The following is a 14589-nucleotide window of genomic DNA, read 5'->3' as shown; positions in this document are numbered from 1 at the left end:
ACCTTCACGCAAAACTATAACTTTTCTCGATTTCGTCGATATTTATATCTTTTTGTAAAAAATATTCGCTAACCTCGTCGTAAATTTTCTCGTTGTAAAAATATATCAAAAAATGCCTTCTAGCTCTAAAACCTAGATATTTTGTTCCAAGTTTAATGAAAGGAAACGCCGTAAATCCCCAAAAACTCCCGTTTAAAATCAAATAAAGTAAAAATTTGATCGCCAAATTTGATAAATAATAGGCAAGTGCAAATAATAAAAATAGGCTCTTAGAAATCAGCGTCATGCCTATAAAAATAATAAAAATAAACGCCTTGTCGCCCAAATCCAATCCCTTATTATCTCCTACAAAAAACGGCCTGATCATATCGTGATTTTTAGTTATGCAGTAGCGCCTCTTAACCTTGCCTTTTTGGATAAACTCTATGCACCTGCTCGTAAATTTAATCTCGCGTCGATAGAAAAACATAAAAAACACATACGTCAAAAGCATAAAAGCAAATGCTATCAAAATAGGAGAAAAACAAGTAAAAAAGCTATCGCCCCTATCGTCAAAATAGTTTATCGCAAATAAAAAAAGCGACATGGCGCAAAAAAAACGACGCTCCACAAAGCGTAAAATCGATAAAGTTACTATAATCGGTAATCACGAGCGGATCTTTATCGTAGTCCCTCGCAAATTTATTTGAGCCCGAATTCGTCAAATTTAAGGTCTGTTCGTTTACCGTATTCAAATTTTATCCTCCAGGCCCGCGCTTTAAAAACATCAAATCCAATTTCAGTCAAATTTGGATAAAAATTTTAAATTCTTATTTGAAAAATAAACTCAAATTTGCTTCGACTTTATCTTATAATCATCGAAAGCAAACCCGCTCCTCATCTTTTTTAGGCGACAAAAAGGGTTTTGCTTGGCTTGGCTTGCGGTCGCCACCGTCGCCTTACGGGTTTGAGACCGCCTACGGTTCGTAACAAAAAACAGACGCGAAATCGCTTCGCATCACCTTTTATCTCTCTACCCCTACGACGCTTTTAAAGCGACGAAATAAAGCGTCACAAGATTTTTACATTTTCAGAGTGCGGGTCTCGGCAAGTAGCTCAAATTTTAGGCAAAAACCGCGTTTTGCATTAAATTTTATCTCGCAACTCAAAGCTCACGCAGTTTTTCAAACTCCTTGCAGCCCTCTTTTTCGCCCGTATCGCACGCCTTTTTGAGATACATTTTCATCTTTCGCACATACTCGTCCGTCATCCCGTCCCGAGCCTTATCAAAAAATTTAGCATACAAGCAGTCCATCCCGCCGCGCTCGTCGCAGCTCTTTTGAAAAAGCGCCGACGCTGCCACGCCGCCGACAAGCAAGACCTGATAGTACTTAGCAGCGTTTAGGCATTCGCGGCTTTCGCCGGACTCGCACGCTAGCTTCGTGCAGGCCAGCTTGGAGTCGCGCTCGTCCTTCGAGTCGCAGACTTTTTGCAGCGCCGCCAGCCCCTTTTGTTTGTCGTAAACGGAGCTGTTTTCGTCCAAACGCTTGTCCGCCAGCTGCATGCATGAAGTCACGCTAAATGGTAAAATCGACCCGCAAAACACCTCTAGCATTTTTACTTCTTTTCGGTTGCGAGCGGCATCTGCGTCCGATTTTACATCCTTTGGCGCGTCGCTAGCAAAGGCGAAATTTAAAGTAACCGCGAAAATAAAAATTTTAAACGGATTCATATTTTTCCTTTTATATTTTTCGTTTGACGCAAAGACGTCTAGCGCTCTGCCAAATTTGACCGCAAATTTATCGAGCAAATTTACCCGTCTAAAATACCTACTCGCTCGGCAAACTACAATATCAAAGCACGTTGCTCTTGATTTTTAAAGTCTTGCTCGATGACGTCTTGTCTAAATTTAGCAGAGGTCGCCTGCTCTTTAATCTCGGCTAGCTTACTGCTCGGCAGGTGAAATTTAAAGTCCAAATTTTTTATCTTAAAGCCTTTGTTTCCGACTATCTTTGCGTCGATCACGGTGGCGAAAAACTCGTCAAACGCGCCCACGTAGTAGCTTGTCATGCTTCTGGTGCTTATAGGTTCGCCGCTGAAAAACGCCTTACATACGGGAGATTTTTTGCGCGCTATAAACCAAGCTCTCTGACCGGTAACGCCCGCGCAACCGCTAAACGCTAATGCCGCGACAGTCGCTAGAAATAAATTTTTCATCTCGTGCTTGCGTTTAAATTTGATAAAAGCGATCAGTTTTTAGGCGCGGCGCAAACGATGTTTGATAGGATTTGCTCCTGTTTTTGCGTCGGCGTCTATAAATTTACTCCTAAAATCTCCCGAGCGAGCCAACGTCTGCGTGCTAGCTAGCTTGCCGTCGCTAACGAAAAATTTAAAGTCTAGATCTTTGATCTCGGTGCTTTTGCCTTTTTTCACTCCGATATCCATCACGGTTGCAAAAAATTCGCTATTGTTCGCGCTTTCTTTATCATAATAATTAGTTACGGTATGAGCTTTTACCGCCTTACCCGCCGCAAAACTCTCGCACACGGCGCCCGAGTCCGAGCTATAAACTACGCTCTCTAATATGCCGCCGCCAAACTGATAAATTTTGATCTTTTTAGCCTTTCCTAGGGTTGCAAGCTCGTTTTTATCGCGCATATTTATGTATCGGTAGGCGAATTTTCTTTCTCGTTAAACTCCAAAACCATAAACAAAATCCTGCTTAACGCGTATATAACACCCGGCTTCAAGCCGCGATCGCCTCTTTTTACGATCGCCATCCGATGATCTCGCCGTTTTTGCGCATAAGTTTCGCTTAAATTTCCGGAGTAAAATGCGATATCGCCGACGGTGCCGTCACTTTCCGGATATTTGCTTTACTTTGGCTCGGATGATGTTAGTCCGGTTAGATCATCCCGCGCAGGCCCGTAACCGCCTAGCGGCATAGCTAAAACGGCGACAGATAAATTTTTCATTATCTTTCCTTTTTAAGGAGTAAAATTTGCTCATTTGCCGAGGCAAAAGTTGCTAAACATCTCGTCTAAAATTTCGCTTCGTTCAAACGGCTTTGTGATGGACGAGATTTGCTCTATTGCCGTATTTAGCTCATAGGCAAAAAGCTCAAGCTCGGACTCGGCAAGCAAATTTAACGCCCTTTTTATCGCCTCGCTCGCCGCCTCGCAGCTTGAAATTTGACGAGTGGAATTTAGTAGTATCTCGCTCGTCTCCTGCGCATCAAGATAGGTTTTTAGGCTATTTATTACCTCGCCCGTTCCTTGCTTTGCACAGATTTTTATCGGATTTCCTGGACTTGCGAATTTAACGCCGAGGTCACATTTGTTTAGGACGTAAAAAATCTTTTTTTGCGAGTTTTTTAAAAGCTCCAGGATCTCGCTATCCTGCTCGTCGGCCTCCTGCGACGCGTCAAAAACGGCCAAAATGACGTCGGCCTCCTCGATAGCCCGCAGCGAATACGAAATGCCGATCTGCTCGATCTTACCCGCGTTTTTGCGGATGCCTGCCGTGTCGATGATTCGCACGAGGTGAGTGCCGATTTTTAGAGCCTCTTCGATGCTGTCCCTAGTCGTGCCGGCCTCATCGCTGATGATCGCGCGATCAAAGGACAAAAGCGAGTTTAAGATCGAACTTTTGCCTACGTTTGGCTTGCCTACTATCGCGATTTTAAAGCCCTCGAGCAACCCTTTTCTACTCTGGCTTATGGCGACGATTTTGTCTAGTTTGACGCTGTTTTGTTTTAACATTTGGCTGATGCTCTCTAGCAGGTCGGCAGGCAGATCATCGTCGGCATAGTCGATGCTGGTCTCCACGAATGCCAGAGTTTTTACCAGCTCGGAGCGGATTTCATTCGCAAATTTAGCCAGATCGCCTCTCATCGTGCGGGCGATGATTTTGACGCTATCCTCGCTTTTTGCATTTATGAGCGAGTTTATCGCCTCGATCTTGCTAAAATCCATCTTGCCGTTTATGAGCGCTCGCTTGCTAAACTCCCCGGCGCGCGCGAGTCTGGCGCCGTTTTTGATGAGCTCGCCCAGGATCAAATTCGCCACCACTAGCCCGCCGTGGAGCTGAAACTCCACCACGTCCTCGCCCGTGAAGCTGTGCGGAGCCTTAAAGTAAATAAGCAAGGCCTCGTCGATGAGCTCGCCTTCGGCGTAAATTTTAGTTAGAGTCGCGTAACGCGGAACAAGAGAGGTGATTTTGGTGAGTTTTAGAGCCAGGCTAAGGGCGTCCGCGCCGCTTAGCCTGATGATAGAGATCGATCCTACGCCGTGCGCGGTGGCGACGGCGGCTATGGTGTCGTTCATTTTTTGATAAAGTCGTTCACGACCACGAACTGCCCGTCGCCGCTCGACTTGACGCTGACGTATTTGTCGGGGAATTTTTCGCGTAGTTTTTCAAGGGCGATCTTAACTAAAACGCCGTCTAGAGGCTTGGTTTTAGCCTTGCCCGTTTCCTCTACGCGCTCAAATACCCCTTTTAGATATTGCTCGATCGCGGCTTCTTGATTTTGCAAAAACTGCGCGATCTCAAGCCGAACCGCTAGGCCGTATTTTGAGCTGATCCAGTTATAAAGCAGATATGAGATAGCCTTGTAGCGGTAGCCCTCCTTGCCGATAAGTAGCGCCGCATCCTCGCCGTCAAGCTCGACTAACACGGTCTCGTCGTCAAATTTACTCACATCTATCCTATCTATCGCAAAGAAATTTCCGCCGAAAAGTTTTTCTACGCCCTGCTTTATCTCCGGCAACGCTTTATCGATATCGGCTCGTAGCTTTTGCTCTTTTTGTTTTTGCGCGGACTGGGCGCGGGTTTGACGAGTATCGGAATTTTCTTTTTTAGCCAAATTTGGCGCAACTTGCTTCAAATTCGCTTCGCTCCCTACCGCTTGCGAGTCTAAATTTTCGCTACTGCCCGCTTTTTCCTCGCTATCGTAAAAGTCGTTTTTATTAAAAGTGTCGATGATGGAGTGATCTAGGATGCTTTTGCCGCTCTCTTTTTTCGGTTGTTCTTTCTTGTGCGCTTCTTTTTCCTTGCTTTGCGCTTTAGTTTGCGGTTGCGACTCCTCGAGTTTCGACGCATTTAAGGCGCTATCGTTTGATTTTGCGGCTTGATTTTTGTGATTTTCGTGACGATTTTTATGATTTTTTTTCTTATCGTTTCGGTGATTTTGCTCTTCGCTTAAATTTTCTTTTTTCTTAAATTCTTTCTTTTTCTCGGCGCCGTTTTCCTTTTGTCCGTTTTCGCGAGCGGCTTGAGGGGCTTTTTTTGCTTCTTTATGCGCGCCCTCTTTTACGGCTTCGATGATCGCCGTTTTTTTGAAAAACCCTAAAAATCCCGCGCAAGGATTTTGTAAAATTTTGATATCAAGCTCGGTAACCGAACAGTTTAGCTCCTGGGCGGCCTTTTGAAATGCTTCTTGTAAATTTGCGGCTTCTATTCGCATCAGGCCTTTACCTCCACTTTTTTATGCTTTTCAAATAGTTTATTAACAAAAATTTGTTGAATGACCGAGCAGACGTTGTTTACGAACCAATAAAGCGTAAGCCCCGCAGGGAAAGTTACGAAGAAAAACGTAAAGATAAGCGGTAAAAATTTCATTATCTTTTCTTGCATCGGATCGCTAAACGTGGTCGGCGTGAGCTTTTGTTGAAGAAACATCGTCGCACCCATCAAAATAGGCAGCACGAAATACGGATCCATCACCGAAAGATCATGTATCCACAGTATCCACGGCGCGGCTTTTAGCTCGATCGCGTTTAGTAGTACGCGGTAAATCGCAAAGAAAATCGGGATCTGCATAAGTATCGGCAAGCAGCCTCCCATCGGGTTCGCGCCGTTTTTCTTATATAGCTCCATCATATGCATATTTAGCTTTTGAGGATCGCCTTTATATTTGGCTTGCAGCTCTTTTACCTTCGGCGCCAGATCTTTTAGCTTGTTCATCGATAGCATACCCTTGTAGGTAAGAGGGAAAAGCACGATCCTGATAACCAGCGTTAGCACGACGATCGCCCAGCCCCAGTTGCCGATGTAGCCGTAAAGCAAATTTAAAAACGCAAACATAGGCTTTGCGATAAAGGTAAACCAGCCGTACTCGATGACATCGACAAGCTCCTCGTTAATTTGGCTTAGAGTCGCATGGTCTTTGGCGCCGATGTAGCCTTTGGCTTTAAAATTTTGCTCGCCTTTTACGAATATCACGGCATTGCCCGCGCCGTCTTTTGAAACGACGGGATTTAAAAGTCCGTCAAATTTGAAAAACAAAGCCGTATAGTATCTGTCGCTAGCTGCGGCTATGTTTACGTTGTTAAAGCTTTCGGTCGCGTCTACGTCGCCGTCCTCGATGATGGTTAGCTTGCCGTCGTTATGCTTAAGTAGCGCGCCGTGGACGGTGTAGCTGTCGATAGAGACGTTTGGACGAAAGCCCGGAGTCACGTAGTATTCGCCCGCGCTCACGCTAAGATCCAGGTCGTAGCTTCCGTTTGGATAAAATGTGATTTTTTTAGTTACGCTAGAGCCTTCCAAATTTTGCGTTAAAACAATGCTTTTTGGCTCGCTAGTTAAATTTATCTCGCTAACGTCGCTAGCATAAGCTACCTTAAAGGCCTGCTCGTTTAAAGCCTTGTCGCTAAAGCGAACTTCAAGCGGTAGCGGCTGAGCGCCGGCTAGCTCGATGCGCTCGCCATCGGCGTTTTTGTATTTTTCGTCGTTTAGATAAAATTTAGAAATCCTGCCAAGCTCATCGATACGCGCCTCAAAGTGCTCGCCCTTTATCACGGCGATCTCGCGGCTTTGCGTCGCTACGGCTTGCGGAGCGCTGGCGCCTGATGCGGTATTTGCGCTCGGAGCGGCGTTTGCTTGGCTAGTCTGCTGCGCAGCTACGGTTTGGTTTTGATCTAACGGCAAATTTTTAGGAATAAAAAAATAATCGTAAGCGATAAAAAAGATAAAAGATAAAACGGTCGCTAATATCACGCGTTTTTGAACTGACATATTGTCTAACACTATTTTTCCTTTTGAAAATCTAAATTTTTAATAACGTAGAATTTATTTTTTTTATACGGAACGAACCAAAATGCGATGTGTGATTTTAAATTTTGATTGGATATAAAAAAAGAGTTGAAATTTTTACTGATGACGGGGTAGTCGATGCCGCCCTTAAAGAGTTGATTACAGCGTAAAATTCTAAAAATAACCGCGAAAAGCGCCGAGAAAAAGCCGTTAAATTTAAACTGCCAAACGGCAAATTCCGAGCACGAGGGATAGTATCTGCAAGACTTCGGAGTAAATTTGGAGATATAATCTTGATATGCTTTTATCAAAAATAAAATAGCTTGTTTTATCATTTTCATATGTTTGATTTTATACATCCGAGTTTTTTCATAGCCCAAGAGATATTTTTTTTGAGCTTTAAAAACGAGCTTTTCTCTAGCCCGTTTTTAACGACTATCACGTAAATACCGTCCGCAAGCTCGTTTGAAATCTCGACTACGACCGCTCGCAAAAGCCTTTTGCATCGGTTGCGAACGACGGCTTTGCCTACCTTTTTGCTGGCTACGACGGCTAACTTGTTTTCATTGCAAGGCTTAAAAAAGACTATCGCCTCCTCGCAGTGCCATTTGACGGCCTCTTTGTAGACGCTTGAAAACTCCTTTTGGCTGCTTATAGAGCTAAATTTGCTTAAACGGCCAATCTTGCTCTGCCTTTTGCGCGTCTTGCGTTTAGCACTTTGCGGCCGTTTTTAGTTTTCATACGGACGCGAAACCCGTGAGTGCGTTTTCTAGGGGTTTTATGAGGTTGGTATGTTCTTTTCATAAATTTTTCCTTATGGTGATTTTGATATAAGTCGGTGATTTTATCAACAAATCGCTTAAAATCCTTTTAATAAATTTTTAAACTTCGTTTTAAAATAATAAAAATATAATCGCTCATTAAAATTTAGGAGCAAATTTGACTTACGTTATTAGAAAAGCATCCAGAGCCGATGTCCCGGCCGTTTGCGAGCTGGTTAAAGAGCTGGCCGCATACGAAAAAATGAGCGATGAAGTAAAATTTACGCCGGAAATTTTTGCCGAGTCTGTTTTTAAAAAAACTACGCCCGGATTTTAGTCTGCATAGCAGAGGGCAAAATCATGGCTTACGCGATATATTTTTATACATTTTCCACGTTTTTGGGGCTTGGCGGGATGTATTTGGAGGATTTATACGTCCAAAAAGAGCATCGCAACAAAGGCATAGGAAAAGAGTTTTTTAGGCATCTAGCTCAAATTTGCAAGGACGAAAATCTGCAACGCCTCGAGTGGGCGTGCCTGCACTGGAACGAGCCTGGCATCAAATTTTACGAAAAAATGGGCGCGAAAAACCAGTCCGAGCAGTGGCGAAACTACCGCTTGGACGGCGAAAATTTAATCAAACTAGCGCTTTGATTTATCTATTTTTAACGCCCTTTTGGATATTATCGCGCGATGAGTTACGCAAACGAAATTTTAAGAGAGCTTTACTATCTGAGGGCGTTCGGGTATAAATTTGCCGATTTTTCACCTTCGTCCGTGGCCTTGCCGAGTAGCCTTGCAGAGCTAAACGCAAGCATCAAAGAGTGCAATCTATGCGAGCTTTGCAAGAGCGCAAATCACGCGCTAGCGGGCCTTGGAGATAAAAGCGCTAAGGTTATTTTCGTATTTGACGCGCCAAACGCCGCCGAGGACGCGAGCGGAGAGTTTTTGGCTGGCGACGATAAATTTTTACAAAATTTAAATGAGATGGCCGGGTTAAAAAAGGACGAAATTTACGTCACGAGCCTGCTAAAATGCAAGCCCGCCGCCAAAGCTCCGGCAAGCGCATATGAGCTTTGCGAGCCGTATTTTAGCGCGGAAGTCCGTCTAATCGCGCCAAAACTCATCGTAGCGCTAGGCGAAGAGGTCTTTTACAAAATGATAAAACAAAGCGCGCAAAGCTTTGAGGCAATAAGGGGAAACATAATGAAATTTAAACACAGTGCCCTGCTAGCGACCTATTCGCCGACGGTCATAGCGAAAAATCCAAGCAAAAAAGAGCTGTTTTTCAGCGATTTAAAAAAGATAAAAGAGTACCTATGAGAAAAATTTTAACCGCTTTACTGATCTGTTCGGCGCTGTTTGCCAGGAGTGACAAACCCTCCGATATCCCGCCGGCAAGCGAAATTTATATAAATTTAGAAACCGCCAAATGTAACGACGCTTGTTTGCTTGATCTCGTTAGAAACGGTCTTTTGCATAGCTTTTTGGCTCGCTACGAGGGTAGCTCGAATCAAGAAATCTTGCAAGCCTTTAACGCCCTAAACGGCTCGTTCGCAAACGCCGGCGCCGAAAGCCTGACGCCAAACTCCAGTGCCGAGTTTAAGATCGCCGTCATCATCCCGCAAGATAGCATAAAAAGCTACGCCGGCGTCGTCTCAAACGCGGTTATCGCCTACGCCATAAGACAAAATGCCGCTATCGACGTTAAATTTTACAACATCGGCAACGAGGCTCCGAGCGCTATCGACGGCGCTCTAGCCCGCGCTAGAAGCGAAAATATCGCCTACCTCATCGCGCCCTTTACGCCAGTGGGCGCAAAATATCTAAACGAGGTTTTAGACCCCGCCATGACGGCTTTCGTGCCGACCCTACACATATCTAGCGTCGATTCGCCGCAAGACAATTTGATATTCGGCGGCATAGACTACAAAGGGCAAGTCGAGAAGCTGCTAAATTTCTCAAACGGCCAAGTCGCGGCGTTTTCTGACGGCAGCGCGCTAGGAGCGGCGCTAAATCGCTACGCCGACGAGCTTAGCGGCGGGCTAGCCTACGAAAACGAGATCGCAAGCGGCGTCACCGACCTAAAGCCGATGTTATCCGGCAACTCAAGGCTAAGCGACGCGACCGTTTTTCTAAACGTTCCGCTCGTAAAAGCCTCGATGGTAAGCTCTCAAATGCGCCTTTACGACGTCAAATTTAACGCCCTTTTAAGCACCCAGATAAACTACGCGCCGAGCATTTTCAAACTCACGCAACCGCAAGATAGAGAAAAACTCTACATAGCCAACTCGATTTCTAAAACCGACGGCGCGCTAGACTCAAACAACGAAATTTTGGGGCAGAATTTGAACTTCAACTGGGTGGGCTACTCCGCTAGCGTCGGGCTTGACTACATATACGCGACCTACCTAAACCGCGGCGCGCAGAGGCTTTTTAACGAGAGCGTCGAGGACTCGCAGATCATCTACGATACGAAGGTTTTAAAAGCCGGCGAATACGGCTTTTACGAGCAATAAGAGGAGAGAAAATCCACTATCTCCTCGCTCATCTTAGCAGGTCTCAAGTCGCTAACAAACGCGACTTCGACGTCCGCTTCAAATATAAGCTCGGGTTCGCATTCACCACTTAAATTTGCGATTTTATAAATTTTTTGATTTATGAGCGCGGAGGCTTTTTTCAGGCTTGTCACGCTCGTTTTTACCTCGAGCAGATCGCCTAGGACGGCGGGCTTTTTAAATTTCGCCCGAATCTCGCTCACGACAAAATGCCCATCCTTGCTAAAAGGCTTAACCTCCGAGCCGAAAAACATCTCGCTGCGCGCCCTTTCGCAGTATTTTATATAGTTTGCGTGATAGACTATGCCGCCGGTGTCGGTATCTTCGTAGTAGATTCGTATTTTCATATTTTCCTCTATATTTAAAATATGGTTATTTTATTTAAGTCTATTGGTCTGATTGCATCAAGATTGTAAAAACTATCCTAATTGGCAAGAAAATTAGAATTTTTATTTTCTTGATATTATTTTATTCTTTTATAATCCACTTTAAATATGTCAAATTAATAAAAAGCAACTTTCATAAAATATATTTAATATTAAAATAAAAACGCTGTGTTTATTGTCTACGTATTTTTATCTTAGCCTTACTGTATTTACTTTAATAATTATTTGATTAGATTACTATCTTATAACAATTTTTTAAACTATCCAAAAACTCCAAAATAAATATCTTTTTTTGCCCATAATTGTAGTTTTTGTTTTTTATTGGCTTAATTATCTTATAAAATCAATCCCATAATTTCATGTTTGCAAACTTCTGGTATATTAAGATTTTTGATATCAATTTTTTGAAGAGCATAAAAACAATTAGTAACCGTTGGTTCATCACAACGGAATTTCTTCGACATTTTTAATTTAATACTAGTAAGTCTAGATAATCCTAGCGAAATAAGACTCAAGATAGTTTTGTCTGATGTGCCACACTCTAGATATAATGGTAAATTTGGAATCAAATCAACATTGAAATCTTTACCTCTTTCCAAAAGTGCTAGTTTCAATATATCTAAATATGCATGTGTCGCAATAACATATTTATACCTGATCTGTTTTTCTATTATTTCAAGAACTTCTCTTATAGTAGAATTAATGTTTTCTTTTGTATATTTGTTTCTTTCTAATATAATTTGACTTATCGGCTTATCATGCATCCAAGATGAAGCAATAAAACTAAAAAGTTCATATTGTTTATTTTCATTCCCTTTATTGAACAGTATTAAATCTATAAGCTTAAAAATTAATTTTAAATTATCATTTGTATGTTTCTGATAGGCTTTTTTAGGAATAAATTCATTTAAATCATTACTACTATTTTCCTTAAAATACACATACATCTTTTGTAATCTTGCAGGATGGATTGAATAATGCTTTCTTATAATATTATCTGGTAATTGATGCGCAATTAGTTTGGAAATATCAAATAGATTTTGAATTTTTTCATAGCTTATATGCTCTTTAAATTGATCAATATTTTGTTCATTAATAATAAAATCTAAATAAAATTTTCCGAAAACAGCAACTTCATTGCTATCATTATTCTGATCTTTGGCGATTTCTATAATTTCATCAGTTTTTGTTAATAAGGAAGTTTCAAAATAAGCTCCTATTTCTTGAAGCTTATTACCTTCAAAGCTTTTTAACTCCCACTGATTTGGCTCTATACACCAAATATTTCCTTGAAATTCATATAAAAGCCTCCCGGCCCTTCCAATTAAGTTTAGAAAATCAGCTCGATTCATAGGTTGATTTTTGCCTTTATTGGGGCGAGATATTATAATATTTTTTGCAGGCAAATTAACGCCCTGCAATAAAGTACTAGTACAAAATACAAACCTCAATTTCCCAATATTAGCAAGACGTTCAATCTCTGCTCTAATTGAAGATGGCATATAGCCGTAATGGTAGGCGATTCCTTTTTTGAGACATTGAATTATTGAGTAATCCTTATGTATATCTTCTTTTATGAAATTTATTAAACCAATGATTTCATCATCAGTATCAATATTGTTTATTTTTTCCGTTAGCAACAAAGCCCTTTTTTCTGCCTCACCTGGATCATTACAATATATCAATGTAAGTTCATCTTCTCTACAAATTTGTTTAGCAAGAGAAATTATTTTTTCATTTTTTCTAAATTTAAAATCTAATTTAAATTCGCCTAAATTTTTTCTTTGCGAGTTAAAATCTATATTTTCAATAAATACGCTTTTTGGTTTATTTTTGATTTCACTTAACAATAAAATATTTTGTCCAACGGGCGATATGTTTTCTATAAAATACTCATTATCAAATTTTTGCTCGAACAATTTATTAAAATACTCAGGGTTTTTAATTAATGGGCTAGCAAAAAATAAATTTATATCATGGTTTCTTTTGATTAAAAGCTCAATTGTATTTTGCAGCACCACACCTCTATTATTCTGTATTTCTTGCGCTTCATCTATAAAGCATGTATTAATTTTTATATTTTCTTCCAATAAAGTGCTCAACCTTTCTTGAGTAAGTACATATACCCTGCCTTTGTCATTTGATTTATCTTCCAAAATAGGCAAAATTCTGACATCAACTTTTTCAAATAGATTATAATGTTTTAATTTTTTTATTATTTTTTCACTCAATTCTTTAATCAATGCTCTGGTTGGAACAATTAAAACAATTACCTCATTAGGATTTTTAAGTAGTCTTTTTACTATTGCTAGAGTAAAAATAAACGATTTACCTGCAGATGTTGGAGCAGATACACTAAAGAAATGTCTATCAGTCAATACGTCAAAAAATCGCTTTTGAAAGTCCGTTAAAAAAATTTGCTCGTTATTTTGCAATATGAGTTGATTTTCTTTTTCTCTTGCCATTCTTTCTAGGTCAATCAAAAGACTTTGCGATCGAAATTCTTCAGAAGGTTTATATTTTTTTAATAAATCCCTATTAGGAAAATTACCCAATCTTGAAAGAATGCTAAAAACAATAGAATATAAAGTTGGATATTTTTCATAAAAATTAATAAATAGCTTTGTAGAAATTTCATATGAAAGCATTTGTTCATCATCCTTATCAGATAATGCTAACAAAGAAGCATACTTACATAACTGCAGAATTTCTTCTCCACTAAATTGCTCCAAATTATTGTCCTGTTTAATGTTTAGACCCGATAAATAATTTACAATATCATACTTGACGAGTTTTTCTATTAAAACATTCATTTAGAGCTCCTCATTAAATTTATCTCTTAATTCTTGTACGCTTTTAACCGGCAAAAAGAAAACTTCAAAATGAAATTGCTTTTTTGAAAACTTGTCAAACCGCAACTGTATTAATCTCGCCAACCTAGTGGTATCTTTTTGGTATTTAGTTTTAAATGCATCAATAAATTCTTGCCTTTTGATTTGATCGTCAAGCTTTTTGTATTCACTCCAATTATATCCAACTAAACAGGCATGATTTATTTTTATATCTTGGCTTTTTATTTTACCACTTATAAAATCAAAAACTTTTTGCTTTTCGCCTTCTTTTAGGTATTTAAAATGAGTAGTTACCATATTGTATTCATGCTCCCACATTTTATCTTTATGAAACTTTTCAATACTTTCAAAAATACTATCTATAGCTTTTCCAACATCATTATAAAGCTTTGCTTCTCCAAAAAATATGTTTAAAACATCATCAATTATCTTCATATGAATACCATCAGAACCAAAAGACTCCATCTGTCTATTTGTTTTTAGATCCATTTTTGCAACTATTTGAGGTGATTCCAATACAGCTTCCATTAAAAACCACAATATCATTTCTCCCATCTCACCAGATGTGGACTTATTTTTATCCGTAATCTCTTGCTGCCTCCATTTTCTAAAAAGTTTTTTGGCTTCATGATACATTTCATTTCTTTCTTGTTCAGTGGGAGATTCGTTTATTCTTCGTTTTTGTGCAGAAAAGCAGTAATGGGTAAAATAACTTAGTAACTTTTTTATTAGTAAATCAATTTTTAGATCCCCATTTGGATCAAATTGAATAAATTTAAATCTGAGGTTTACATCTACCCCATTGATACTATTTGAATGTTCAACTTTGTTAAAAATACTATCGTAATCTTTTTTGGCTACAGATAAAAAGTCTTCCAATTTTATACCTCCATTCTTGCTTTTTCATTTAAAGATTCATAAAACCAAATCTCACAAATTTCTATTCTTTATTTTACCTTATTTTTATCAAATTCTGTTCTACTAAAAATAGAAAATCTTTTATATTTTTAATATAAAATAA

18 protein-coding genes are annotated in these 14589 nt (G+C 40.2%); 4 read left to right on the top strand and 14 right to left on the bottom strand.

Annotated elements, in window-relative coordinates; genetic code table 11:
- Positions 1-4 precede the first annotated feature (4 nt).
- The 11 genes from CRECT_RS04945 to rpmH form a co-directional block, all read right to left on the bottom strand.
- Positions 5-469, bottom strand: a complete 465-nt coding sequence (locus tag CRECT_RS04945; RefSeq protein WP_171992677.1) for a hypothetical protein — start codon at positions 467-469, stop codon at positions 5-7.
- Between the two features lie 82 nt (positions 470-551).
- On the bottom strand, positions 552-734 hold the full coding sequence (locus tag CRECT_RS04940; protein WP_004320259.1) for a hypothetical protein: 183 nt from the start codon (positions 732-734) through the stop codon (positions 552-554).
- Between the two features lie 410 nt (positions 735-1144).
- Positions 1145-1711: a hypothetical protein gene (locus CRECT_RS04935; protein WP_157752391.1), complete on the bottom strand. Its 567-nt coding sequence runs from the start codon at positions 1709-1711 to the stop codon at positions 1145-1147.
- Between the two features lie 113 nt (positions 1712-1824).
- Entirely contained in the window at positions 1825-2196 is a 372-nt protein-coding gene (locus tag CRECT_RS04930; RefSeq protein WP_004320351.1) for a DUF8095 domain-containing protein, read from the bottom strand.
- Between the two features lie 39 nt (positions 2197-2235).
- The gene (locus tag CRECT_RS12540; RefSeq protein WP_227932204.1) at positions 2236-2637 is read right to left on the bottom strand and encodes a DUF8095 domain-containing protein; all 402 of its coding nucleotides are present in this window, start codon (positions 2635-2637) and stop codon (positions 2236-2238) included.
- A gap of 347 nt (positions 2638-2984) precedes the next feature.
- Positions 2985-4304, bottom strand: a complete 1320-nt coding sequence (mnmE, locus tag CRECT_RS04920; RefSeq protein ID WP_004320260.1) for a tRNA uridine-5-carboxymethylaminomethyl(34) synthesis GTPase MnmE — start codon at positions 4302-4304, stop codon at positions 2985-2987.
- Complete coding sequence (locus tag CRECT_RS04915; protein ID WP_171992676.1) at positions 4301-5443, bottom strand: Jag N-terminal domain-containing protein; 1143 nt, start codon at positions 5441-5443, stop codon at positions 4301-4303. The genes mnmE and CRECT_RS04915 overlap by 4 nt, the downstream gene beginning before the upstream one ends.
- Complete coding sequence (gene yidC, locus CRECT_RS04910; RefSeq protein WP_039888104.1) at positions 5443-6993, bottom strand: membrane protein insertase YidC; 1551 nt, start codon at positions 6991-6993, stop codon at positions 5443-5445. The genes CRECT_RS04915 and yidC overlap by 1 nt, the downstream gene beginning before the upstream one ends.
- Before the next feature lie 11 nt (positions 6994-7004).
- Positions 7005-7370, bottom strand: a complete 366-nt coding sequence (gene yidD / locus CRECT_RS04905) for a membrane protein insertion efficiency factor YidD (RefSeq protein WP_004319460.1) — start codon at positions 7368-7370, stop codon at positions 7005-7007.
- Positions 7349-7693 carry a ribonuclease P protein component gene (rnpA, locus tag CRECT_RS04900; protein ID WP_260425773.1) on the bottom strand — a complete coding sequence of 115 codons (345 nt, stop codon included), beginning with the start codon at positions 7691-7693 and terminating at the stop codon, positions 7349-7351. Before rnpA ends, yidD begins: the two co-directional genes overlap by 22 nt.
- Entirely contained in the window at positions 7681-7815 is a 135-nt protein-coding gene (gene rpmH, locus CRECT_RS04895) for a 50S ribosomal protein L34 (protein ID WP_002946826.1), read from the bottom strand. The genes rnpA and rpmH overlap by 13 nt, the downstream gene beginning before the upstream one ends.
- A gap of 135 nt (positions 7816-7950) precedes the next feature.
- Here rpmH and CRECT_RS13200 point away from each other — a divergent pair, with 135 nt between their 5' ends.
- Genes CRECT_RS13200 through CRECT_RS04880 form a run of 4 tightly spaced genes read left to right on the top strand, consistent with a single transcriptional unit; the run spans position 7951 to position 10291 of the window.
- A complete protein-coding gene (locus CRECT_RS13200; RefSeq protein ID WP_227932202.1) occupies positions 7951-8109 on the top strand; it encodes a hypothetical protein in 159 nt (52 codons plus the stop codon).
- Positions 8110-8132: 23 nt separating this feature from the next.
- Positions 8133-8426: a GNAT family N-acetyltransferase gene (locus CRECT_RS13195; protein ID WP_232501106.1), complete on the top strand. Its 294-nt coding sequence runs from the start codon at positions 8133-8135 to the stop codon at positions 8424-8426.
- Positions 8427-8465: 39 nt separating this feature from the next.
- The gene (locus tag CRECT_RS04885) at positions 8466-9095 is read left to right on the top strand and encodes a uracil-DNA glycosylase (protein WP_004319448.1); all 630 of its coding nucleotides are present in this window, start codon (positions 8466-8468) and stop codon (positions 9093-9095) included.
- The gene (locus CRECT_RS04880; RefSeq protein ID WP_004319483.1) at positions 9092-10291 is read left to right on the top strand and encodes a hypothetical protein; all 1200 of its coding nucleotides are present in this window, start codon (positions 9092-9094) and stop codon (positions 10289-10291) included. Before CRECT_RS04885 ends, CRECT_RS04880 begins: the two co-directional genes overlap by 4 nt.
- Here the strand turns inward: CRECT_RS04880 and CRECT_RS04875 are convergent.
- The 3 genes from CRECT_RS04875 to CRECT_RS04865 form a co-directional block, all read right to left on the bottom strand.
- Positions 10279-10677, bottom strand: a complete 399-nt coding sequence (locus CRECT_RS04875; RefSeq protein ID WP_004319409.1) for a YbgC/FadM family acyl-CoA thioesterase — start codon at positions 10675-10677, stop codon at positions 10279-10281. The genes CRECT_RS04880 and CRECT_RS04875 overlap by 13 nt on opposite strands.
- A 374-nt stretch (positions 10678-11051) precedes the next feature.
- Entirely contained in the window at positions 11052-13529 is a 2478-nt protein-coding gene (locus CRECT_RS04870; RefSeq protein WP_004319395.1) for a DEAD/DEAH box helicase, read from the bottom strand.
- Positions 13530-14447 carry a HamA C-terminal domain-containing protein gene (locus CRECT_RS04865; protein ID WP_050771487.1) on the bottom strand — a complete coding sequence of 306 codons (918 nt, stop codon included), beginning with the start codon at positions 14445-14447 and terminating at the stop codon, positions 13530-13532. It abuts the gene before it with no gap.
- Positions 14448-14589: the final 142 nt, after the last annotated feature.

It is taken from the genome of Campylobacter rectus (assembly GCF_004803795.1).
Classification (GTDB): Bacteria; Campylobacterota; Campylobacteria; order Campylobacterales; family Campylobacteraceae; genus Campylobacter_A; species Campylobacter_A rectus.
Note: the sequence above shows the minus strand (reverse complement) of the source record. Positions and strands in the feature narration are given on the sequence as shown.